20 protein-coding genes are annotated in these 21,047 nt (G+C 68.4%); 4 read left to right on the plus strand and 16 right to left on the minus strand.

Features of this window, described 5'->3' with window-relative positions; all coding sequences use genetic code 11:
- Positions 1-32: 32 nt before the first annotated feature.
- The 3 genes from ACQ3DC_RS00495 to ACQ3DC_RS00505 are packed head-to-tail and all read right to left on the minus strand — an operon-like array spanning position 33 to position 5,277.
- Positions 33-3,101 carry an AAA family ATPase gene (locus tag ACQ3DC_RS00495; protein ID WP_430751306.1) on the minus strand — a complete coding sequence of 1,023 codons (3,069 nt, stop codon included), beginning with the start codon at positions 3,099-3,101 and terminating at the stop codon, positions 33-35.
- Positions 3,098-4,282, minus strand: coding sequence for an exonuclease SbcCD subunit D (locus ACQ3DC_RS00500; RefSeq protein ID WP_430751307.1), 1,185 nt, complete (start codon positions 4,280-4,282; stop codon positions 3,098-3,100). Before ACQ3DC_RS00500 ends, ACQ3DC_RS00495 begins: the two co-directional genes overlap by 4 nt.
- 56 nt (positions 4,283-4,338) lie before the next feature.
- Positions 4,339-5,277, minus strand: coding sequence for an aquaporin (locus ACQ3DC_RS00505; RefSeq protein WP_430751308.1), 939 nt, complete (start codon positions 5,275-5,277; stop codon positions 4,339-4,341).
- Between the two features lie 159 nt (positions 5,278-5,436).
- Between ACQ3DC_RS00505 and ACQ3DC_RS00510 the strand changes: the two genes are divergently transcribed.
- A complete protein-coding gene (locus tag ACQ3DC_RS00510) occupies positions 5,437-6,558 on the plus strand; it encodes an ADP-ribosylglycohydrolase family protein (RefSeq protein WP_430751309.1) in 1,122 nt (373 codons plus the stop codon).
- On the opposite strand, the gene ACQ3DC_RS00515 is transcribed toward ACQ3DC_RS00510, so the two are convergent.
- Together ACQ3DC_RS00515 and ACQ3DC_RS00520 are read right to left on the minus strand one after the other, a co-directional pair.
- Complete coding sequence (locus tag ACQ3DC_RS00515) at positions 6,539-7,018, minus strand: DUF4395 domain-containing protein (RefSeq protein ID WP_157241851.1); 480 nt, start codon at positions 7,016-7,018, stop codon at positions 6,539-6,541. The genes ACQ3DC_RS00510 and ACQ3DC_RS00515 overlap by 20 nt on opposite strands.
- Positions 7,019-7,085: 67 nt before the next feature.
- Positions 7,086-8,096, minus strand: a complete 1,011-nt coding sequence (locus tag ACQ3DC_RS00520) for an exonuclease domain-containing protein (RefSeq protein ID WP_430751310.1) — start codon at positions 8,094-8,096, stop codon at positions 7,086-7,088.
- A gap of 83 nt (positions 8,097-8,179) precedes the next feature.
- On the opposite strand from ACQ3DC_RS00520, the gene ACQ3DC_RS00525 reads away from it, so the two are divergent.
- Positions 8,180-8,956 (plus strand): VTT domain-containing protein, encoded by a 777-nt coding sequence (locus tag ACQ3DC_RS00525; protein WP_157243098.1) that lies wholly within the window; start codon positions 8,180-8,182, stop codon positions 8,954-8,956.
- Between the two features lie 95 nt (positions 8,957-9,051).
- On the opposite strand, the gene rdgB is transcribed toward ACQ3DC_RS00525, so the two are convergent.
- The 6 genes from rdgB to clpS form a co-directional block, all read right to left on the minus strand.
- Positions 9,052-9,726, minus strand: coding sequence for an RdgB/HAM1 family non-canonical purine NTP pyrophosphatase (gene rdgB / locus ACQ3DC_RS00530; RefSeq protein ID WP_321213838.1), 675 nt, complete (start codon positions 9,724-9,726; stop codon positions 9,052-9,054).
- Positions 9,723-10,481, minus strand: coding sequence for a ribonuclease PH (rph, locus tag ACQ3DC_RS00535; protein ID WP_157241850.1), 759 nt, complete (start codon positions 10,479-10,481; stop codon positions 9,723-9,725). The genes rdgB and rph overlap by 4 nt, the downstream gene beginning before the upstream one ends.
- Positions 10,482-10,534: 53 nt before the next feature.
- Positions 10,535-11,332, minus strand: coding sequence for an MBL fold metallo-hydrolase (locus ACQ3DC_RS00540; protein WP_321213839.1), 798 nt, complete (start codon positions 11,330-11,332; stop codon positions 10,535-10,537).
- On the minus strand, positions 11,329-12,345 hold the full coding sequence (gene murI / locus ACQ3DC_RS00545; RefSeq protein WP_321213840.1) for a glutamate racemase: 1,017 nt from the start codon (positions 12,343-12,345) through the stop codon (positions 11,329-11,331). The genes ACQ3DC_RS00540 and murI overlap by 4 nt, the downstream gene beginning before the upstream one ends.
- A gap of 105 nt (positions 12,346-12,450) precedes the next feature.
- Positions 12,451-13,017, minus strand: a complete 567-nt coding sequence (locus ACQ3DC_RS00550) for a DUF2017 domain-containing protein (protein WP_321213841.1) — start codon at positions 13,015-13,017, stop codon at positions 12,451-12,453.
- Complete coding sequence (gene clpS, locus ACQ3DC_RS00555) at positions 13,010-13,393, minus strand: ATP-dependent Clp protease adapter ClpS (RefSeq protein WP_157241848.1); 384 nt, start codon at positions 13,391-13,393, stop codon at positions 13,010-13,012. Before clpS ends, ACQ3DC_RS00550 begins: the two co-directional genes overlap by 8 nt.
- 203 nt (positions 13,394-13,596) lie before the next feature.
- Here clpS and ACQ3DC_RS00560 point away from each other — a divergent pair, with 203 nt between their 5' ends.
- Together ACQ3DC_RS00560 and ACQ3DC_RS00565 are read left to right on the plus strand one after the other, a co-directional pair.
- The gene (locus ACQ3DC_RS00560) at positions 13,597-14,925 is read left to right on the plus strand and encodes a nicotinate phosphoribosyltransferase (RefSeq protein ID WP_321213842.1); all 1,329 of its coding nucleotides are present in this window, start codon (positions 13,597-13,599) and stop codon (positions 14,923-14,925) included.
- A 9-nt stretch (positions 14,926-14,934) separates the two neighbouring features.
- Positions 14,935-15,573 carry an isochorismatase family protein gene (locus tag ACQ3DC_RS00565; RefSeq protein ID WP_157241847.1) on the plus strand — a complete coding sequence of 213 codons (639 nt, stop codon included), beginning with the start codon at positions 14,935-14,937 and terminating at the stop codon, positions 15,571-15,573.
- A 22-nt stretch (positions 15,574-15,595) separates the two neighbouring features.
- On the opposite strand, the gene ACQ3DC_RS00570 is transcribed toward ACQ3DC_RS00565, so the two are convergent.
- From ACQ3DC_RS00570 to ACQ3DC_RS00590, 5 genes are all read right to left on the minus strand, one after another.
- Positions 15,596-17,377 (minus strand): DEAD/DEAH box helicase, encoded by a 1,782-nt coding sequence (locus tag ACQ3DC_RS00570; RefSeq protein ID WP_321213843.1) that lies wholly within the window; start codon positions 17,375-17,377, stop codon positions 15,596-15,598.
- Complete coding sequence (locus tag ACQ3DC_RS00575; protein WP_139029610.1) at positions 17,377-17,718, minus strand: DUF3039 domain-containing protein; 342 nt, start codon at positions 17,716-17,718, stop codon at positions 17,377-17,379. The genes ACQ3DC_RS00570 and ACQ3DC_RS00575 overlap by 1 nt, the downstream gene beginning before the upstream one ends.
- Before the next feature lie 131 nt (positions 17,719-17,849).
- Positions 17,850-18,632, minus strand: a complete 783-nt coding sequence (gene nagB / locus ACQ3DC_RS00580) for a glucosamine-6-phosphate deaminase (protein WP_321213844.1) — start codon at positions 18,630-18,632, stop codon at positions 17,850-17,852.
- 21 nt (positions 18,633-18,653) lie between these two features.
- Positions 18,654-20,225, minus strand: a complete 1,572-nt coding sequence (locus ACQ3DC_RS00585; RefSeq protein WP_430751311.1) for a transporter — start codon at positions 20,223-20,225, stop codon at positions 18,654-18,656.
- Positions 20,207-21,028 carry an ABC transporter ATP-binding protein gene (locus ACQ3DC_RS00590; RefSeq protein ID WP_157241844.1) on the minus strand — a complete coding sequence of 274 codons (822 nt, stop codon included), beginning with the start codon at positions 21,026-21,028 and terminating at the stop codon, positions 20,207-20,209. The genes ACQ3DC_RS00585 and ACQ3DC_RS00590 overlap by 19 nt, the downstream gene beginning before the upstream one ends.
- Positions 21,029-21,047 lie beyond the last annotated feature (19 nt).

Here is a 21,047-nt window from a genome sequence, read left to right on the forward strand (position 1 = left end):
ATTATATCCGGCTGCCGAGACGGCCGGCGCGGTCACAAAGGAGCATCCACCGCGTCGGAGATCCGCAGCGTCGATCCGTTCCGGCCTTTCAGTACCTGGAGCTGGGCGCCGATCCGCTGCTTCATCTCTGCCACGTGGCTGACAAGCCCCACCACGCGGCCGCCGTCCCGGAGGCCTTCAAGGGCGTCCATCACCTGTTCGAGGGACTGCTCATCCAGGCTGCCGAACCCTTCGTCCACGAACAGGGTCTCGATCTCCACTCCGCCGGCCTCCTGCTGGACCACGTCCGCCAACCCGAGCGCCAGGGACAGGGAGGCCATGAACGACTCGCCTCCGGACAGCGTGGAGGTGTCCCGGCGGAACCCGGTCCACTGGTCCACTACCTCCAGGCCAAGCCCCGACTTTGCGCCGCGCGCGGCCTTGGCATCAGTGTGCTGGAGCAGGTACCGGCCATCGCTCATAGCCACCAGCCGCTCCGAGGCCGCCAGGGCCACCTGCTCCAGGCGGGCGGCCAGGACATAGCTGTTCAGGCTCATCCGGTATGTGTTCTCGCCCCGGCCTGCTGCGGCATCCGCCAGGCCCGCGAGCATCTGTGCCCGCTCGGCAGGCTGCCGCGCCGATCCTGCCAGATCGCTGTACTCGGCCCGGATACCCCGGAGCGAGGCCAGGCACCTGGACGCCATGCCGGCAGCAAGGTCCGCGTCCCGGGCTTCCTGCACGGCGGTGGCCGCAGCTTCCCGGAGCGCCGCAAGCCGCGCCGGGTCCACTTCGTAACCGGCCGACTTTTCTTCCAGTGCCAGCACAACATCCGCGGAAACGAACAGTTCCGCTACCTTTGCCTGCTCGTCCTGGGCGGCCCGTACGCTGGCCTGGAGGGCTGTTGCCTCGGCGGCCTCAAGCAGCTGTTCCCGGGCCTCGCCGGCGGTTGCGAAGCCGGCGGCAGGAAGAGCCTGTTCCAGCTGCTCCCGCGCCTCGGTGGCCTGGGCCTCCGCCTGTTCCAGCTGGGCCTGTGCTTCAACCGCCTTATTGAGGACTGCCACTGCGTTTTCCAGCGCGCGCAACCGCTGGGCCAGGCTCCGGTGGCTTCCCCTGAGCCCGGCCAGTGCCTGGTCAAGGGCGGCGGACTGTTCGGTCACATCGGCCAGCGAGGCCACAGTCCGGGCAAGCTCGGCTTCTGCGTCCGTCCTCGATTTTTGTGCTGCTTCAACAGCGGCCTCAAGCTTCTCGAGCCGCAACCGGACAGCGCTGAGTTCCTTGACCGCGGCCTCTGCCTCGGCAGCTGCCAGGCGCGCGCGGACCGCGCCGTTTTCGGCCTCTTCCGCGGCTGTTTCCCCGCCCTGGCCCGCCAGGACGGCCACCAATTGGCTGGCTTCTGCCAGTTCATGGGCAACCACGGCACAGGCGGCCTCCGCCGCCTCGTGGACACGCCGCGCTTCCTCCTCCTCCTGCGCGAGCCCTGGACCACCCGGACCGCCTGCGGCGGGGGCGGGATGATCGGTGCTGCCACAGACGGCACAGTGCTCCCCAGGGACCAGCTTGGCTGCCAGCTCAGCAGCAGCGTTTGCGAGCCGCTCTTCCCTGAGGTCCAGCCAGTGGCGTTTTGCTTCCAGCTGGCTGTCCCGGAACCCGTCGTACCGGACTTTGACCTGGTCCCGGACAACAACGGCCCCGCCATAGCGCCTGACGACGTCGAGCAGCTCCTCCGCGGCCGCGGCTTCCTTCCGCCGCAGGGCCTCGGCACCCGCTCGCTGCTCGAGATCCTGCAGCCCGTCCTGGAGGCGGCGCCGCTCGGCCTGGAGTTCTTCGGAGCGGCTGCCCGCCTGCACGAGGACGGCGGCGAGTTCTTCCTGCTTTTTCACCAGCCCGCTGTGGCGCTTCCGGAGGCCCAGCAGCCTGTCCTCGTCCGGCACCCGGGCCTCCACGACGGCAAGGAGCGAACGCAGGCGCCCCAGTTCGGCGGCGCAGCCGGCAGCGGCTCCTGCCCCGTCCGCAGGCGGGACCGCGCCAATTCCCAACTCCAGTTGGGCCAGCTCGGGGTCTTCCCCTGCGGCCATGCTGAGCAGCGTAAAGGCGGACTCCACGGCAGTAGCGGCCCGCCGGACCTTCGCGGCACCTGCATCAACGTTCAGCAGCTGCCCGTGCAGGACCTCGGCTTTCCGGTGCCGGGCCAGCCGGAGGAGCTGTTCCTCCAGCAACTGCGCCCCCTGGTCCACGGCCGCTTTCCGGGCCGCGGCGGAATCGAGTTTGCGGCGCCGCTCCCCGCGCGCTGCTTCCGCTTCCACGGCGTCCCTGCATTCGGTGCTTGCGGCTTCCGCCCGTTCCGCTTGGCCCGTGAGTTCCGCCAGGCGCCCGTTTACCGCGCTTTCAAGCCATTCGAGCCGGGCCACCGCATCATCCGGGGATGGAGCGCCGGCCACGTCCAATCCCAGGGGGGCCGTCTCCGACTCCGCCCGCGCCGCCAGGATTTCGAGCTGGCCGGCGAGGAGGGAGACTTCCTCCTTGGCTGCCTGCGCCTGGCGGGCCAGTTCCTGCTCCACCGATTCGAACCGTTCGGTACCAAAAAGCTTCTGCAGAAGTTCCAGCCGGTCGGTGGCCTTGGAACGGAGGAAAGCGGCGAAGTCGCCCTGGGGCAGCATCACCACGCGGGTGAACTGCTCCCGGTCCATGCCAAGCAGGGCCAGAATCTCTGCGCCGGCCTCATCATTGCGGGCGGACTTTTCCGTCCAGGTTCCGCTGACGCGTTCACGCAGCAGCGTCTTGGCCTGCTGCGTGGTGAAGCCGTTCTTCCCCCGGGCGCTCGGCTTGTCCCAGGCCGGGGACCGCGTCACTTCGAAGCGGCGGCCCTGGGCCGAGAACTCACAGGTGACGGCAGGCTCCTGCGCCGGTTCCGCATGGTCGCTGCGGAGCCTTTTTCCGTCCTGGCGGGCCCCGGGAACGGAGCCGTACAGGGCAAAGCAGATGGCATCCAGGACGCTGGTCTTTCCTGCGCCTGTTGGGCCGTTGAGCAGGAAAAGGCCATGGGCGCTGAGCCTGTCGAAGTCAATCTCCTCGGTACCGGCAAAGGGCCCGAACGCGGAGATCAGGAGGCGGTGGATCCTCATCGTGAAGCCTCCAGGAGCCGGACGTTCTCCAGGGCAGCAGCCACCGCGGCTTTTTCGGCCGCATCGGGTTCCCTGCCGCGCACATGTTCCAGGAAGCCGCAGCACACCGCGAGGTCGTCCGGCGCCTCGGCCAGCCTGCTGCTGTAGCTTGAGGCGGCGGCCTGGGCTCCGCCCTCCGGATCGAAACCAAGGACCAGGGTGTCCGGGAACCGGGAACGGAGCCGCTCCATGGCTCGGGCGGGCCGCTGGGCGTCGGTCAGGGTGACCTGGCAGTAGGCGGTTTCGGCCCACTGGTGCGCGGGCGATTCCAGCAGCTCCGCCAGGGGCCCGCGCAGCACGGCCAGTGCGCGCGGCGCCGGCCACAGGACTTCCCGCACTGAGGTGACTCCGTCCGCGCCGAGGTCCACGAGCCAGCCGCCTTTCTGGTGGGTGGCTTCCGAAAAGGAGTAAGCGAGCGGCGAGCCCGAATACCTCACCTGGGGCGACAGGGTTTGGCGTCCGTGCAGGTGCCCCAGTGCGGCGTAGCTGAAGCCCTCGAAGAGGTCCAGCGGTACGGCCCCGACGCCGCCGATGCTGAGGTCCCGCTCACTGTCCGAGCTGATCCCCCCGCTGGCGAAGGTGTGGGCCAGGACCACGGAATGAACGGTGGCCGACGCTGAACGCCGCTTGATGTCCTCGCGGATCATCCCTGTTGCGGCCCGGGTAACTTCAAAGTGGCTGGGGGTGTCCGCACCGAGTTGTTCGGCGACGAGCCGGGGTTCGAGCCACGGAATGCCGTAGATGGCCAGCACGGCCTTGCCACCTTCCCCGGCAGCCGCGTCCCCCAGCGGCAGCAGCAGCGGTTCGTCCAGGTCCTCGATCCTGGTGCGGAGGTGCACTCCCCCGCGTTCCAGGAGCCGGGACGCAAAGCCCAGGCGGATGGCGGAATCATGGTTGCCGCTGGTCAGCACCACCTTGGCGCCGGCAGCGGTCAGGCGCACCAGGGCCTCGTCAAGCAGGCGTACCACGTCCACACCGGGAAGGGCGCGGTCATAGACGTCCCCCGCCACCAGGACAACGTCCACGCCGTGCTGCTGGACGGCACCGACCAGCTGGTCAACGAAGGCGCGCTGGGCGTCCAGCATCCCGACGCCGTGGAAAGACCGGCCCAAATGCCAGTCCGAAGTGTGTAGTAACCGCATGTTCCTAAGCTATCGGCTGCCACTGACAGCGAAGGCAACCGCCGCGGGCACCGGGATCAGCCCCGCGTTCCTTCAAAGAAGTCCTGGGCTTCGCTGGTCCCCGGCCCGGGCTTGTCCGTGCGTGGATCGGGGCGTCCGTCCGCACCGGAAACGGCGGGCACTGCGGGCGGGGACACGTCTGCGCCCTGCGTCCCGGGGACCGCGCTGACAGCCGGCCGGCGTCCGCCAGCGGCCGCTCCGAAGCTCCGGAACACCAGTCCCGCAAGGGCAGCGCCCACCACCGGGGCAGCCAGGAAAACCCACAGCTGCCCGGCAGCCCAGCCCGAGCTGAAAAGGGCGGACGAGACTGCGCGGGCAGGATTAAACGGCAGGTTGCCCACCGACTGGCCCAGCTGCAGGAGGACCGCAAAGGACAGGCCGATCGCCACGGCAGCGGCGGACCGGCCGCCGCCGTCCTGCGAGTTGTCCCTGCCGGACGTCCCCAGGAAGACCGCAACAACGATTGCGGCGCCGAGCATTTCAAGGAGCAGCACCGCAGCGAGCGGCGCCTGGATGATGGAGTGTTCGCCAAAGCCGGCCGTGACGGTGTCGAAAGCGGTGCGGCTGTCCGCAATCCCCGGGAGGGTGCGCAGGATTCCGAAGAGGGCGAGGGCACCGGCCAGTCCACCGGCCAGCTGGGCACCGGCATAGGCGGCAGCGGCGCCGGCCCGGATCCGTCCGGCCAGGAGGTGCCCCACGGTGATGGCCGGGTTGAAGTGGCCGCCCGAAACGTGCGAGAAGGCGAGCATCGCGGCGGTCACGGCCAGGCCGGCTGCAAGCGCCGCAGGGAGGGGGCTGGAGTCCGGGATGGTGAACAGCGGAACACCGAGGCCGGCCACCACGATGAACAGCGTGCCGAAGGCCTCGGCCCCCAGCCTGGGCAGCAGTCCGGGGCGTGAGGCCTCCGGACCGCGGGGCAGCAAGGCGTCGTGATGGTCAAGGGCGGGGGTGCTCATGGTGGACCCTTTGGTAGGCAGGAGATGGCGGTGCGGCCGCCGGGCAACCCCTCCATTATTCCAGCTGCTTCCGGGCGTTTGCCGCGCCCGCGCGTTGACCCGGACGGCGATGGCCGGCACCCGTCAGGAAGCCGGCCGCTGCCGCGGTAAATTTGCAGCATGAGCATTGAACCCGGCCCGTCCGCGCCCGCACTGAGATCACGCATCCACGGCTGCCTGCTGGGCGGCGCGTTGGGCGATGCCCTGGGCTATGCCGTCGGCACGGACTCGATGGAGGAGATCCGGCGCCGGTTCGGCGGGCACGGCCTTACCGGTTTCCATGAGCTGTCCGGGAGCCCCTTTTCGGACGAGACCCAGCTGACCCTTTACACGGTTGACGGACTGGTGGAGGCACTTGAGTGGGCGAATTCCGGGGTTGGCGCGGACGTCAACGCCTGCCTGTGGCTCGCGTACCTCCGGTGGCTGGCCACGCAGGGAGAGTCTGCCCCTGCGGCGGCCCCCGCACCCCAGCCGCGGTGGATCGACCGCCAGGCAGTGCTCCACGAGCGCCGGCGTCCGGACAAGGCGTCCATCTCCGGGCTGGCCACGGGTGAGATGGGGACTGTCTTCCGCCCGGTAAATCCGGTGTCGAAGGGCTGCGGAACGGTGGTGCGGTCGGCGCCGTTCGGGCTGGTCCCGCACATCACGCCCGACTCCGTCTATAAGCTGAGTGCAGACGCCGCCTCCCTGACGCACGGGCACCCGGCGGCGCGCCAGAGTGCCGGAATCTTCAGCCTGCTGATCCACCGGCTCGTCACGGGCGAAGGGCTCCACGAGGCGGCTGCCGCAGTGGCCGCCCGCTCCCGTTCGCTCAACGAGGTGGCACCGGAACTGCCCGACCGCCTGGAATCCGCCCTCCGGCTCGCGGGCGAGGGCGTAGTCAGCCCGGAGGAACTCACGGAGGCACTGGGTGAAGGCCGGACCGCGGCGGAAGCACTCGCCGTCGCGCTTTACGCGGTGCTTGCCACTGCGCCAGGCACAGGCGGTACGGGCGGGGACAACCAGGGCACGGACGACGCCGGCGCAGGCACGCTGCCCGTCCGGCACTTCCGGACGGCGCTGGCATTGGCGGTGAACCACGGCGGGAACAGCGATTCCACCGGTTCGCTGGCCGGGAATATCCTGGGGGCCTTCTACGGCGAGGAGTGCCTGCCCGCAGACTGGCTCGGATCGCTGGAAGCGCCCGAGGCGGTCCGCGGCATGGCCGATCTGCTGGTGAGGGTTACGACCGCCGAAGGCTGATGTTGTTGCACGCCTCGCAGACGTCCTCCGGAATCAGTCCGTTCCGCTGCAGGAACCCGAAGATCACGCACCCCAGGCAAAAGCCTGCAAAAGCCTCAAGTGACGCCGCGACGACCAGGATGCCCAGTGCTGCCCATGCTGCGGGCGCTGCCCCGGCCACGAACAGGACCAGGGCGGTGGTGGACACTGCGGCCCCAATCCCCTGCGCGAAGCGCTTTGGCGGTCCAGGGACCAGCTTCACCCGTCCCAGCCGCGGCGTGATGACCTTCACGGACAAGAGCGCCAGCGGCGAAACCCTCGGCCCGAACAGCACGCGCAGCCAGAACCCGACGGCGATGGCCAGCAGGCCCCACACTGAGCCGCTCGCTGCCGTCACAACCGCGAGCAGCACAACCAGGCCCGCGGTCACGCGTGCGGCGTACTCATTGACGGGATTCGGGAAGGCGAACACGGAACTCATGAGCCAAGGCTAGGAGCGGTCTGTCCCGCAACCAAGGTTTGTTGCGCCGGATGAACCGGCGGGCACCTCAGGCGATGCCCGCGGCCGCGAAACCGCCCACCATCTGCAGGAACTCCCCTTCGGAGAGCACCTCGATGGCCTGCCCCCGCTCATGGAGTTCCAGGACCCGGCGGGCCTTGCCCGTCAGCCTGCCGGACCGAAGGTCTGCGGCGACAAAGCCGTCGCCCACCACCAGGACCGTGGTGCGTCCGGTTACCCGGCTTTCGGGACGGGCGCCGACGTCCGCAGAGCGCCTTTTCGCCTCCGGGCGCCCCATGGACAGCTGCCCGGTGAAGACGACGGTCTGCCCGTACAGGGGATGGCCGGGCTCGGCGTCGGGGTTGGGCAGCGGGTTGGCGCCCTCCTCCGGCCAGCCCGCCTGGAAGGACCGGAGCGGCGCAGCAGTGCTGCCGGACGCAGCCGTGAGGGCGGCCAGGCTCGGCTTGGAGAGCGCATCCGTCGCGGGGTGGAAAGCCTGTTGCCGGGGCATCACCAGTCCCAGGGAGAGGTAGAGTTCGGCGATGCTGTTGGCCTGGTTCCTGCGGGCTATGTCGATCAGGATCCCCGCGCACGCCCGTGCGTCCTCGGCGGCGTCGTGATGGTTCACCAGGGGAACGCCGGCTTCCTCCGCGGCGAACGGCAGGGAGTTGGACACCAGGGAATAGCACCGCCGGGAGAGCATCACGGTGCAGACATAGTCGTAAGCGGGCCCCGGCAGGCCCGAGACCTCCAGGCCGGAACGGATCACGCCCAGGTCGAAGGCAGCATTGTGCGCCGCGAGGATGTCGTCGCCGATGAAGGCCCCGATCTCGGGGAAGAGGTCCCCGAAGCGGGGCTTGCCGGCCACGTCCTCGGCCCGGATGCCGTGGATCCGGACGTTGTGGTAGTCAAAGTGGTCGTGGTCCTGCGGCGGCCGCATGAGCCACGAAGCTTCCTCGACGATCCGGCCGCCCCTGACCTTGGTCAGGCCCACTGCGCAGGGAGAGCCCCGAAAGCCGTTCGCAGTTTCAAAGTCGATCGCCGTAAAGTCCAAACCCACGGCCCCCACCTTACCGCCGGGATGCCGCCCCTCCGTGCAGGCACAGCTCTGTCAAGTACCCTTGAGAGGTGAACTTTCCTGTGATGAATGACCTCGCCGTGTCCATGCTGGGCGGGGCAGGACCGGTGCAGCCCCAGCTGGCCTCCTTCCTGCCCGACTGGCTGAACCCCCAGGTCTTCCTGGCCGATCCCGCCCTGGCACCTTGGGTGGTCCTGCTGGTCTGCGGAATCGTCTTCGCGGAAACCGGCCTGCTGGTTGGCTTCTTCCTGCCGGGTGATTCCATGCTGTTCACCGCCGGACTGCTGGTGGCCACGGACACCATCAAGTTCAACGTGCTGCTGTTCGCGCTGCTGATCATCATCTCGGCCATCGTGGGAAACCAGACCGGCTACCTCATCGGTTCAAAGGCCGGCCCCGCCATCTTCAACAAGCCAAACTCACGCCTCTTCAAGCGCGAGAACGTGGAAAACGCACACGCGTTCTTCGAAAAGCACGGCGGTAAGGCACTGATCCTGGCCCGTTTCGTCCCCATCATCAGGACTTTCGTTCCCGTCATCGTGGGCGTGGCCCAGATGAGCAAAAAGAAGTTCTTCCTCTTCAACGTCATCGGTGCAGTGCTCTGGGGCGGCGGCGTGACGCTCCTGGGCTACCTGCTGGGTGACCGCGTGCCGTGGGTCCGCGAGAACCTGGACATCATCTTCATCGCCATCGTCCTGGTTTCGGTCCTCCCCATCGGCGTGGAGGTCCTCCGCGGCATCTCCGCCAAGCGGCAGGCGAAGGCCTACGGCACCGATCCGGTGGACGAGTTCATCGAAGAGCACGCCCCCGAGGACGAGCAGAAGACGCCGCGCCTGCCCTAGGAAGCCGGCCAGGGATCCTACGCAAAAGGTGTGCCCCCGCTTCGGCGGGGTGCACACCTTTTTTGTTTGCCCAGCGAGCCGTCCACCGGCGGGCGTCAGGACTTTGGCGCCTGCAGGGCCTCGACGATGGCGGGCAGCAGCGCGCGGAACGCCTTGCCCCGGTGGCTGATGGCGTTCTTTTCCTCGGCGGACAGCTCGGCACAGCTGCGGTCCTCCCCCGCGGGCTGGAGTACCGGATCGTAGCCGAAGCCGCCGTTCCCCCGCGGCTCGCGCAGCAGGATCCCTTCGAGTTGCCCGTATTCCACTACCTCGCGTCCGGGGGTGCCGTCCGCGTCCGGGACCGCGAGGGCCGCCGCGCAGACGAAGGCGGCGCCCCGATGGTGGTCCGGAACGTCCGAGAGCTGGCTGAGCAGGAGCCGGAGATTGGCGGCGTCGTCGCCATGGCTGCCGGCCCACCGGGCTGAGAAAATCCCGGGTGCTCCGCCCATGACGTCCACGGCGAGGCCGGAGTCGTCGGCGATGGCCACCAGGCCGGTGGCCTCGGCGACAGCGCGAGCCTTGAGCAGCGAATTCTCGGCGAACGTCACGCCTGTTTCGACGACGTCCGGGGCACCTGCAGCCGCCGCGTCCACCACCTGCGTGTCGACGTCGAGCCCGGGCACCTGTCCCCGCAGCAGCTCACGCAGTTCCCGGAGTTTGCCCTTGTTGTGCGTGGCGAGGACCAGGCGGGGGGCAGCACCTTGCCACGGGGCGGCGGCGGCCGCGCTCACAGCGTGTCTGCCAGGGTTTCGCGCTGGATGGCCGCGAGCTGCGTGGTGCCCAGCAGGGCAAGGTCCAGGAGCTGGTCCAGTTCTGCCCTGTCAAAGGGTGCGCCCTCAGCCGTGCCCTGCACCTCCACGAACTTGCCGGACCCGGTGACCACCACGTTCATGTCCGTTTCGGCCCGGACGTCCTCCACGTACGGCAGGTCCAGCATGGGAACGCCGTCGATGATGCCCACGGACACCGCGGCGATGGTGTCGATGAGGGGCTGGGCGTTCTTTGCGATCAGCTTGTTGTCCCGGGCGAAGCGGATGGAATCAGCGAGCGCAACGTAGGCGCCGGTGATGGCTGCCGTGCGGGTTCCGCCGTCGGCCTGGAGGACGTCGCAGTCCAGCACGATGGTGTTCTCACCGAGGGCCTTGGTGTCGATGATCGAGCGGAGCGAACGGCCGATCAGCCGTGAGATCTCGTGGGTGCGGCCGCCGATCTTGCCCTTGACCGATTCGCGGTCGGAGCGGGTGTTGGTGGCCCTCGGCAGCATGGCGTACTCGGCGGTGACCCAGCCGCGGCCCTCACCCTTGAGCCAGCGCGGGACGCCCGCGGTCAGGGAGGCGGTGCACAGGACCCGGGTGTTGCCGAACTCGATCAGGGCCGATCCTTCGGCCTGGGAAGACCATCCGCGCGTGATGCTGATGGGCCGGAGCTGGTCGGGAGCGCGGCCGTCGGCGCGCACGATGGGCACTGCAGTTGCTTCAGAAGTCATGCCTTTAGCTTATCCACTGCAGGTGCTGCCGACGCCTGGCCCTGTTTCGGGGCCTAGATGGTGTAGTGGACGCCGGCAACCGCTACCGCAACATCGCCGCCGAACACCGGCCGGGCCTCGGCCATCACGGTGGTCTGGGACGTCCATACCGGAATGTGCGTCAGCAGGAGCCGGCGTGCCCCCGCCGCCGCGGCGGCCTCCCCCGCACGCTTGCCGGTGAGGTGGACGTCCTTGATTCCGTCGTCGCGGCCTTCCTCGAATGCAGCTTCGCACAGGAAGAGGTCTGCGTCCTTCGCGGCTTCCTCAAGCCCGGCGCAGGAATCGGTATCACCGGAGTACGTCAGGGTCCGGGAGACGGTGTTTCCCTCCTTGTCCGGTTCCACCACTTCCACCCGCAGGGCGTAGGCCTCCTCCACGGGGTGGTTCACGGCAAAGGGGGTCACAGTGAAGGGACCCACGGTGACCGGCTGGCGTTCGGCCCAGTTGGTGAAGTCGAATTCCTCATGCATGCCAGGGTCCAGCGGCAGCCCGTACGCGGTGGCCATCCGGTCTGCAGTGGCGGCCGGTCCCCAGACCGGAATCCGTCCCCGGCCCCAGCCGCCGGGCTTCCAGCGGACGGCCACGTGCAGGCCGCAGAGGTCCATGCAGTGGTCGGGGTGCAGGTGGGTCAGGAAGATCGCGTCGATGTCCTCGAGGTCCGTGTACCGCTGGATGGCACCCAGTGCCCCGCTGCCCAGGTCCATGACCACTTTCCAGGTCCGCTCGCCGTCGTTCGCGGTCAGGAGGTAGCAGGATGCGGGCGATCCGGGGCCGGGGAAGGAACCGGTACAGCCGACGATGGTGAGCTTCACTGGCCCGGCCCCCCGGTCACTGACGTCCCAACGAAGTTGGAGATCCGCGGACGGGCGGCGGCGCCCTGGGCGGCAGCGATCATCTCGGGGGTGATCCGGGCAAGGCTGCCGGTGGGGTACTGCGCGGACACATGGTCCACGTGCCGGACGGAGAGCACTTCCGGGCCAAGGAACCGCCTGGCCAGGGCCTCGAACTGGCCGGCATCGCCGGTGGCCACAAAGTGGTGCTCCGGGGGCGTGGCGTCCGTGCGCTGGAGACCGTGGGTGGCCAGGGCGCGGTAGACGTCCTTGGCGGTCTCTTCGGCGCTGGACACGAGGGTCACGTCCGCTCCCATGACGTAGGAGATGACCCCCGTGAGCAGCGGGTAGTGCGTGCAGCCCAGGACCACCGTGTCCACGCCGGCCGCCTTGAGGGGTGCAAGGTACTCCTCGGCAACAGCAAGAAGGGCCGGTCCGGTGGTGACGCCGGCCTCCACATAGCTGACGAACTCAGGGCACGCCACCGAGGTGATCGCCAGGTCGGGAGCCGCGGCAAACGTGTCCTCGTAGGCCCGGGACCCTACCGTGGCGGAGGTGCCGATCACGCCGACCCGTCCGCTGCGGGTAGCGGCAACGGCACGCCGCACCGCCGGCTGGATGACCTCGATGACCGGGATGCCGTACTTGGCCGTGTAGCGCTCCCGGGCGTCCCGCAGGACAGCGGCCGACGCCGAGTTGCAGGCGATGGTGAGCAGCTTGACGCCGGAGTCCACGAGTTCGTCCATCACACCGAGGGCGTTTGCCCGCACCTCCGCGATGGGCAGGGGGCCATAGGGCCCGTGCGCCGTGTCCCCCACGTAGAGGATGGACTCATTGGGCAGCTGGTCGATGATGGACCGTGCCACCGTCAGGCCGCCCACGCCGGAGTCAAAGACACCGATGGGCCGTGACTCCACGGCGGCGGCAGGGATGTCGCTTGCGGCGGACCCGGCTGCAGCGCCTGCCGGCGGATCAATGCTCGAGGCTCTACTCATGATTATTCGAGGATAGGGCTTCCCTGCAGCCCCGGCGGTGATCTTGTGGCCAGCAGCTCATGTCTGGTGTGTCACAGCACGGGGACGGAGACCGGCCTGCGCCGCTCATCGGCGGGCGTCCAAGGACTGCAGCATGGCCTGGACCAGTGATTCCTGGAGCCAGGTGGCGAAGTTGTAGACCAGCGCCAGGTAGCTTTCCACGTCCTCCGCCTGAGACCAGTCCTGCATGAGGTGGACATGTTCGGCATCCTCCTCATCCTGGATGTCCAGCCGCTCGGCCAGGACAAGCCGGACGTCGTTCAGCGCCATGGACCAGTGCTTCGCCCCTTCGGGCGTCAGCACAATCTCGTCCTTGTCCAGGTCCAGGGCGGCCGCCTGGAGGGCGCCGATCTTTGTCTCCCGCAGCGACCGCTCGGTGAGCTGGCGGAACTCAAGGGACGCGCCGGCGTCGTCCTTCATGACGTTGGGAAGGAGGCGCTTAACGGCGCGGTCCGAAGGCTCGGCGACGTCCATGTCCAGGCCGATCAGGGCGGCCAGCGGATCCTGCCCCGTCCGTTCCTCCGGCTGCAGCATGGAAATGACGTCACTGATCAGGCTGCGCAGCAGGTCCCGCTCCGCAGGCTCAAGATAGCCGGTAATGCCCTTGAGTCCGTACTTGAATGCCTTAGCCACGTTTCCCCTTGCCCTGGCCCGGTCCGCCGGATTTGCGGGTGCTGCCGCCGTTCCCGCCGCTGGCCTTCTCCACCGTCGCCCACAGGCCAAAACCGTGCATCGCCACCGCGTGGCGCTCCACCTGCTCCTTGCTGCCGGAGGCAACAATGGACCGGCCCTTCTTGTGGACCTCCATCATGAGCTTGTTCGCCTTGCTCTCCGAGTAGCCGAAGTAGCTCTGGAAAACGTAGCTCACATAACTCATGAGGTTGACGGGATCGTTCCAGATCACCAGGTTCCAGGGGATGTCCGGTGCCGTCAGGGAATCGGTGGATTCCGCTGTTCCGGTCCGGGTGCCCTCCCGTGTATCGGGGCCGGGCGCAACGCTTATGGTCATCTATCCATTCTATGGGGATGATGGGCCCGGCCCCGCGGCGAAGCGGAGCGAGACGCGGGAGCCGGTGGGTGGGCCCACACCGGCGAGGGCCCCGCGGCGAAGCGGAGCGAGACGCGGGAGCCGGTGGGTGGGCCCACACCGGCGAGGGCCCCGCGGCGAAGCGGAGCGAGACGCGGGAGCCGGTGGGGACTAGAGTAACTTTCGTGAGTACCTCCGCCGGCTGGGACCATCCCCGCACGTCTTTCTACACCGACCACTACGAGCTGACCATGCTGCAGGCGTCGCTCCACTCGGGGGCCGCGCACCGCAAATCGGTGTTCGAGGCGTTCGCCCGCCGCCTGCCGGACGGCCGGCGCTATGGGATCGTGGCCGGCACCGGACGGCTGCTTGAGGGCATCGCCAACTTCCGTTTCGGGGAAGCGGAGCTGGAGTTCCTGGAGCGCACCAAGGTAGTCAATGCCCAGACCCTCGAATACCTGGCCTCCTACCGTTTCTCCGGGGATATCTGGGGCTACCCGGAGGGTGAAGCGTACTTTCCCAATTCCCCCATCCTGATCGTCGAAGCCACCTTCGCCGAAGCCTGCATGCTGGAGACCTACCTGCTGTCCGTGCTGAACCACGACAGCGCCATCGCCTCTGCCGCGTCCCGCATGGTCAGTGCCGCCGGAGGCCGGCCCTGCATCGAGATGGGCTCCCGGCGCACCCACGAGGAAGCGGCCACCGCCTCCGCCAGGGCGGCCATCATTGCCGGGTTCGACAGCACCTCCAACCTTGAGGCCGGCATCCGCTACGGGATCAAGACGGTGGGCACCGCCGCCCACTCCTTCACCCTCCTGCACGACACCGAACGCGACGCGTTCGAGGCGCAGATTGCGTCCCTCGGGCACCATACGTCCCTGCTGGTGGACACGTACGACGTCGAAGCGGCCGTCCGCACGGCAGTGGACCTTGCCGGTCCCCGGCTGGGAGCGGTCCGCCTGGATTCCGGGGACCTGGTTGCGCAGGCCCAGTGGGTGCGCCGCCTGCTGGACGACCTCGGCAACGAGAACACCAAGATCGTGGTCACGTCCGACCTCGACGAGTACGCCATTGCGGCCCTGCAGTCCGCCCCGGTCGATTCCTACGGGGTGGGCACCTCGCTGGTCACCGGCTCGGGCGCACCCACCGCCAGCATGGTCTACAAACTGGTCAGCCGCACGGACGATGACGGAAACTTCGTCTCCGTCGCCAAGGCGGCCAAGAACAAGGCCAGTGTGGGCGGCCGCAAATACGCGCTGCGCAAGCTGGATGAACGCGGCATCGCCACTGCCGAAGTGGTGGGCGTGGGGCACCGGCCCGAGGATGACGGCAATGACCGCCCGCTGCTCCAGCAGTTCATGAAGAACGGCGAGGTGATGCCGGGCTGGACCGGCCATGAAGGGGTGCTTCGCGCACGCCAGCGCCATGCTGATTCCATGGCGGAACTCCCCCCGGTGGTTAACCGCCTGCAGCGCGGTGAAGCCGCCATCCCGACTCTCTATGAAGACAACTGAGGAGGACTGATGTCCCGCGCACTGATCATCGTCGACGTCCAGAACGATTTCTGTGAAGGCGGCTCGCTCGCCGTATCCGGCGGTGCGGACGTTGCCGGCGCCATCAGCGAATACGTGGACGCCCACCACGGCGAGTTCGACCACATCGTGGCCACCCAGGACTGGCACATCGACCCGGGCGCCCACTTCTCCGACACACCGGACTTCAAGGACAGCTGGCCGCCGCACTGCGTGGCCGGGACCCGGGGCGCCGAACTCCATCCGGACCTCGACACCGAATACATCCAGGCGTATTTCCAGAAAGGCCAGTTCGCCGCTGCCTACTCCGGCTTCGAGGGCCTGCTGGCCCCTGAAGACGCAGTGCCCACCGGGGAACGCCGGCCCGGGGCCCTGCCCGGACCGGCAGGCGAGGAAAAATTCGCCCCCGACGAGGACGCTATCGGGCTGGATGACTGGCTGCAAAGCCACGACGTCGAGGACGTTGTGGTGGTGGGAATCGCCACCGACTACTGCGTCATGGCCACCGCCCTGGACGCCGTCCAGGCAGGCTACTCGGTCACCGTCCTCCGGTCCCTGACCGCGGGGATCGCGGAGGACCTGGAGGACGCGGTGGCCGAAATGGAACTCGGCGGGGTAGACGTCGCCTGAGTGTCCCTGGCGGCTTCGGCCGCTACTTCCGGCCGATGAACCAGTCCTGGAGCTTCCGCAGACGCGACTGCAGCTGCTCCTCGTTTGCCTGGGCAACGGGCGGTCCGCCGCACACCGTCCGCAGCTTGGTGTGCACCACGCCGTGGGGGGTCCCCGTGCGGGCAGACCAGGCGGCCACGTTCTTGGCCAGCTCGTTCCGGAGGTCCATCAGCATCCGGTGGTCCGGGACGGCCGGCGCCGGGGTTTCGGCCGCCGCAGGAGCCTTCCGATTCTTGCGGTTCAGCTGCTCATGCTGGCGCTGCCGCAGCAGCGTGCCCACCTGCTCCGCGTCCAGCAGCCCGGGAATACCCAGGAAGTCCATCTCGTCGTCGGACCCCACTTCGCCGCCCGTGCCGAACTCGCCGCCGTCGAACAGCACACGGTCAAAGGACGCCTGTGAATCCAGGGCCTCGAACTTGCCCTTGGTCAGGCTGTCCGACGCCTTGTCCTCGCGGTTGGCCTCGGCCATCAGCGAGTCCTCGGGATTGAACAGGCCGTCCCCGTCTTCCTTCTCGGGGCGGTCCAGGGCATGGTCCCGCTCCGCCTCCATGGAGTTGGCCAGGGCCATCAGCTGCGGCACCGAGGGCAGGAAGACCGACGCCGTTTCCCCGCGTTTGCGGGCACGCACGAAACGCCCCACAGCCTGGGCGAAGAACAGCGGCGTTGAAGTCGATGTGGCGTACACGCCCACGGAAAGCCGGGGCACGTCAACGCCTTCGGACACCATCCGGACCGCCACCATCCAGCGTTTCTCGCTGGCGGTGAATTCCTCGATCTTGCTGGATGCCTTGGCGTCGTCGGAAAGGATGACCGTGGGCGACTCCCCCGTGATCCTCTTGAGCTGCCCGGCGTACGCGCGCGCGTCCTCGTGGTCAGTGGCAATCACCAGGCCGCCGGCGTCGGGGACGGTCCGCCGGACCTCGCTGAGGCGCTTGTCCGCACCGGCCAGGACAGCCGGAATCCACTCGCCTGCGGGGTTTAGGGCGGTACGCCAGGCGTGTGACGTGATGTCCTTGGTCACCGCGGCCTCCCCCAGCGACGCCGCCATCTCTTCACCGGCACTGGTCCGCCAGCGCATCTGCCCCGAATAGGCCATAAACATCACCGGGCGGACAACGTGGTCCCGCAGGGCGTTGCCGTAGCCGTAGGTGTAGTCGGCCTTGGAGCGGCGGATCCCGTCCCGGTCCTCGGCATACTCGACGAACGGGATGGGCGAGGTGTCCGAGCGGAACGGCGTACCGGTCAGGGAGAGGCGCCGCACTGCGGGGTCGAACGCCTCGCGCAGGCCGTCGCCCCAGGACAGGGCCTCGCCGCCGTGGTGGATCTCGTCCAGGATCACCAGGGTGCGGGCGGCCTCGGTCTTGGCACGGTGCAGCAGCGGCTTGCTGGCCACCTGGGCATACGTGACGGCCACCCCGATGAAGCCGCGGCCGTGCTGGCCGTCGGAGTTCTTGAAGTTGGGGTCGATGGCGATTCCCACCCTGGCCGCCGCATCCGCCCACTGCCGCTTCAGGTGGTCCGTGGGCGCCACGATGGTCACCCGGTTCACGGCGCCGGAGTCGATGAGCGTGGAAGCCACCCGGAGGGCAAAGGTGGTCTTGCCGGCGCCCGGGGTAGCTACCGCGAGGAAATCACGGGGGCTGTTGCTCAGGTATAGGTCAAGCGCTTCCTGCTGCCAGGCACGGAGTTTCGGGGCGGTTCCCCAGGCTGCGCGTTCCGGATAAGCCGGAGGCAGGGTGGGGCCGCCAAAGAGCGTCTCCGTCACTATTTGTTGTTGCCCGAGTCCCCTCCGGGACCCTTGCCGCCGTCGTTGCCCGGGCGGAGGCCGTCATAGACCTCTTTGCACATCGGGCACACCGGGAATTTCTGCGGGTCCCGGCCCGGCGTCCAGACCTTGCCGCACAGGGCGATGACGGGCTCCCCGGTCAGCGCGGACTCCATGATCTTTTCCTTGCGCACATAGTGCGAAAAGCGCTCCCGGTCCCCGGGTTCCACTTCCTGGCGCAGTTCCTCGCGCTCAATGGTGGCTGTGGACGATCCAGCCCCGGAAAGCTCGCGCATCGGGTCGTTCTCGAGAGGGTCCGTCATGCTAGTCATGCGAACCATCTTAGCCGTTCGAGCGGGGCCACGTTCGACGCCGGACGCTGCCGCCGCGCCGCCCGGAACCGGCCGCCGTCGTACTTTTCCGCCGGGCACCCTGGCTGCCGGCCCGCGGTCAGCCAGCGGCCAGCCGGTGGTCAGAGGCCCTGCCAGGCGGGCTTGTTGTCATAGGTGTGACGGTAGAAATCCGCCAGCTTCAGCGCCGAGGCGGCGGCCTGGTCCAGCAGGACGGTGGCGTGCGGATGGAACTGGAGGATCGACGCCGGGCAGATGGCCGAGACGGGACCCTCCACGAAGTCGCGGACCGCCTGTGCCTTGCGCGCGCCCGTTGCCACCAGGATGACATGCCGCGCCTCCATGATGGTTCCGAGGCCCTGGGTGAGGACATGGTGCGGGACCTCGGCCAGGCTGTTGAAGAACCGGGCGTTGTCCCGGCGTGTCTGCTCGACGAGGCTCTTGATGCGGGTCCTGGAGGTGAAGGAGGACCCCGGTTCGTTGAACGCGATGTGGCCGTCCGTCCCCACTCCCAGGAGCTGCAGGTCGATTCCGCCGGCGGCGCTGATGGCTTCCTCGTAGGCGCGGCAGGCCGCCGGAATGTCCTCGGCTGTCCCGTCCGGTCCGTGCACATTCTCCGGGGAGATGTTCACCCGGTTGGTGAATTCACGCCGGATGACTTCGCGGTATGACTCGGGATGGCCGGCAGGAAGGCCCACGTATTCGTCCAGGGCAAATGCGTGCGCCCGGCTAAAGTCCAGGCCGTCCCGGTCGTGCCGGGCGGCCAGCTCATCGTAGACGGGCAGCGGGGACGAGCCCGTTGCCAGGCCCAGGACAGCACCCGGTTTGCGCCGCAGGAGTTCCTCGATGGCGTCAGCGGCGAGCTTACCGATCTGTTTGCTGCCGTTGAGGATGACTACTTCCATGCTCTTCCTTTCCGAAGTTTTTCAGCGGTTGACGGCCACTTGGGCCAAGAGCTCGGGACCGCGGGCATCCAGCCATTTTCCGCCCAGCCGCACGCCTGCCACGAACAGGCACAGGCCCAGGGCCGTCCCTGCGCCAAGGTTGATCCAGCCGAAGATCCGGTTGCCGGTGACCAGCTGGGCGGCCAGGAGCCCGGCCTCCGGCAGGACCAGGACCATCAGGAGCACCAGTCCGCCGAACTGGACCGCGAGGGTCTGCCCCACATTGCCCGGCGGTTTTTTGAACGGGCTGTCGCCCGGCAAGGGAACGGCCACGGTGTAGCGTGCGGAGACAACCGAAGACAGGCCCAGGCCGGTGAACAGGACGCCCAGGCTGAGGCCCAGCTGGCCGGGCAGGGCACCCCAGTCCCCCGTGAAGGCGGAGTACCCCAGCGCAAACACCAGCACCACCGGCAGGGCGAACGCCAGGCAGGCCAGGGCACGGCCCAGCCGGTCCGCCACGCCCCGGACGCCCGTGGCCAGGTGGAGGGCGAACGCGGTGTTGTCATAGGACACATCGGCGGAGATGGACCAGGCGAGGATGAACGCGGACATCGGGGCGAGGAAAGCCAGGCTGGTGTAATCCCCGGTCTGGCTGCCCTGGAACAGCAGCACCACGGGAAGCAACGGGATCACCACAAGCGAGCCCGAATACCGCGGGTCCCGGAACCAGTACGTGAGGCACCTGGCCATCACCGCCCCGGCCGGGACCGCGGGCAGGACCCCCAAAAGTCCCAGCTTGCCGCCTTTCCTCTTCCCGCTTCCCGCATAGGGAGGAGACACCAGCGCCCGCTCCAGCAGGACCTTCCAGGCCCACGCCAGGGCGGCAAGTGTTGCCGCGGACAGGAGCAGCTTCAGGGCTGCCGCGCCTGGCTCGCCGGCGGCGACGTCACCGGCAATGGACCATGGGGCCCCGAGCGGCGTCCAGGACAGCATCCGGGCAAAGCCGGGGAGGAATCCGGCGGACGAGGAGATGCCCTGGCCTACCCCGGCCACGATGGGTCCCATCAGGACCAGGGGCACCATGAAGGCGACGGCGCTGATGTCCTTGAAGCGCCGTGACGCTGCCAGGCTTGCCGTCGCGGTTGTGACCACCTTGGCGATGACCACGCAGGTCATCACCCCCAGCACTGCTCCGGCGAAGGCAGCGAGCGCGGGAAGGACCGCCCGGGACCACGTCACCACCGTGGCCAGGGCAACGAGGGACGTTGCGAGCCCGGGAATTCCGATCAGGCCGCCCAGGGCCAGTCCCGCCAGCATCTGGTTCATGGGGATGGCGAAGGTTGTGAAGCGCGCAGGGTCCAGCGTCATGTCCGTTGCCGACGCCACCACCGGCACGATTCCCCAGCCCAGGATGGCAGCGGACCCGCCCAGCACCACGGCGGCGTAGGCGAGATCGTGCGGCGCGTTGCGCAGCAGTACCAGGACCACCACCAGCATGCCCACCAGGCCGAGCGCATACAGTCCGGCGAAGGCCATGCCCACCAGCTGCAAGGGGCTGCGGCGCAGGCCGTTGCGCAGCAGGGTGAGCTTGAGCCTCAGGAGGTGCGCAACCATTCCAGGCCCTCCGTGTGGCTGCGGCCGCCAACCAGCTGGACGAACCGGTCCTCAAGTGTTGCCCCGGCGCGCACCTCGTCCACCGTTCCCGCAGCCAGCAGCCGGCCGCCGGCCACCACTGCCACGTGGTCGCACATCCGCTGGACCAGGTCCATGACGTGGCTGGACACCATGACGGTGCCGCCGGAGGCAACATACTTGTCCAGGATCGAGCGGATGTTGGCCGCGGAGATGGGGTCCACCGCCTCGAAGGGTTCATCCAGGACCAGGAGCCGGGGCGCGTGGATCAGGGCGGAGGCCAGCGCGACCTTCTTGGTCATGCCGGCGGAGTAGTCCACCACCAGTGTGCCGGCGTCATCCTGGAGGTCCATGGCCGCGAGCAGGTCCGCAACGCGCGTGGCCACGACATCCTTGTCCATTCCCCGCAGCAGCCCGGCGTAGGTGATCAGCTGTTCCCCGGTCAGCCTGTCAAACAGCCGCACGCCGTCCGGAAGGATGCCCATTAGCCGTTTGGCTTCCAGCGGCCGCTGCCACACGTCCACGCCATGGACCACCGCTGTGCCAAAGTCCGGGCGAAGCAGGCCGGTGGCCATGGACAGCGTGGTGGTCTTGCCGGCACCGTTGGGGCCCACAATCCCGTAGAAGGAACCTGCCGGCACGTCCAGGCTGATGCCGTCCACGGCGATTTTGCCGCCGAAGCGCTTGGCCAGGCCCCTGATGGACAAGGCAGGCAGGTGTGCCGCAGGGCCGGGAAGCGCGGCCGGGTCCGGTGGCAGCGCCGGCTCGGGTTGCGGAGCAGTCATGAAGCCAGCGTAGCCCTCA

Source organism: Paenarthrobacter sp. NEAU-H11 (assembly GCF_050573415.1).
Classification (GTDB): domain Bacteria; phylum Actinomycetota; class Actinomycetes; order Actinomycetales; family Micrococcaceae; genus Arthrobacter.

Coding starts and splice junctions, on each gene's coding strand:
- ACQ3DC_RS00495 (WP_430751306.1), bottom strand. CDS start 3,101: ATGAGGATCCACCGCCTCCTGATCTCCGCGTTCGGGCCCTTTGCCGGT.
- ACQ3DC_RS00500 (WP_430751307.1), bottom strand. CDS start 4,282: ATGCGGTTACTACACACTTCGGACTGGCATTTGGGCCGGTCTTTCCAC.
- ACQ3DC_RS00505 (WP_430751308.1), bottom strand. CDS start 5,277: ATGAGCACCCCCGCCCTTGACCATCACGACGCCTTGCTGCCCCGCGGT.
- ACQ3DC_RS00510 (WP_430751309.1), top strand. CDS start 5,437: ATGAGCATTGAACCCGGCCCGTCCGCGCCCGCACTGAGATCACGCATC.
- ACQ3DC_RS00515 (WP_157241851.1), bottom strand. CDS start 7,018: ATGAGTTCCGTGTTCGCCTTCCCGAATCCCGTCAATGAGTACGCCGCA.
- ACQ3DC_RS00525 (WP_157243098.1), top strand. CDS start 8,180: ATGAATGACCTCGCCGTGTCCATGCTGGGCGGGGCAGGACCGGTGCAG.
- rph (WP_157241850.1), bottom strand. CDS start 10,481: ATGACTTCTGAAGCAACTGCAGTGCCCATCGTGCGCGCCGACGGCCGC.
- murI (WP_321213840.1), bottom strand. CDS start 12,345: ATGAGTAGAGCCTCGAGCATTGATCCGCCGGCAGGCGCTGCAGCCGGG.
- clpS (WP_157241848.1), bottom strand. CDS start 13,393: ATGACCATAAGCGTTGCGCCCGGCCCCGATACACGGGAGGGCACCCGG.
- ACQ3DC_RS00565 (WP_157241847.1), top strand. CDS start 14,935: ATGTCCCGCGCACTGATCATCGTCGACGTCCAGAACGATTTCTGTGAA.
- ACQ3DC_RS00575 (WP_139029610.1), bottom strand. CDS start 17,718: ATGGTTCGCATGACTAGCATGACGGACCCTCTCGAGAACGACCCGATG.
- nagB (WP_321213844.1), bottom strand. CDS start 18,632: ATGGAAGTAGTCATCCTCAACGGCAGCAAACAGATCGGTAAGCTCGCC.
- ACQ3DC_RS00585 (WP_430751311.1), bottom strand. CDS start 20,225: ATGGTTGCGCACCTCCTGAGGCTCAAGCTCACCCTGCTGCGCAACGGC.
- ACQ3DC_RS00590 (WP_157241844.1), bottom strand. CDS start 21,028: ATGACTGCTCCGCAACCCGAGCCGGCGCTGCCACCGGACCCGGCCGCG.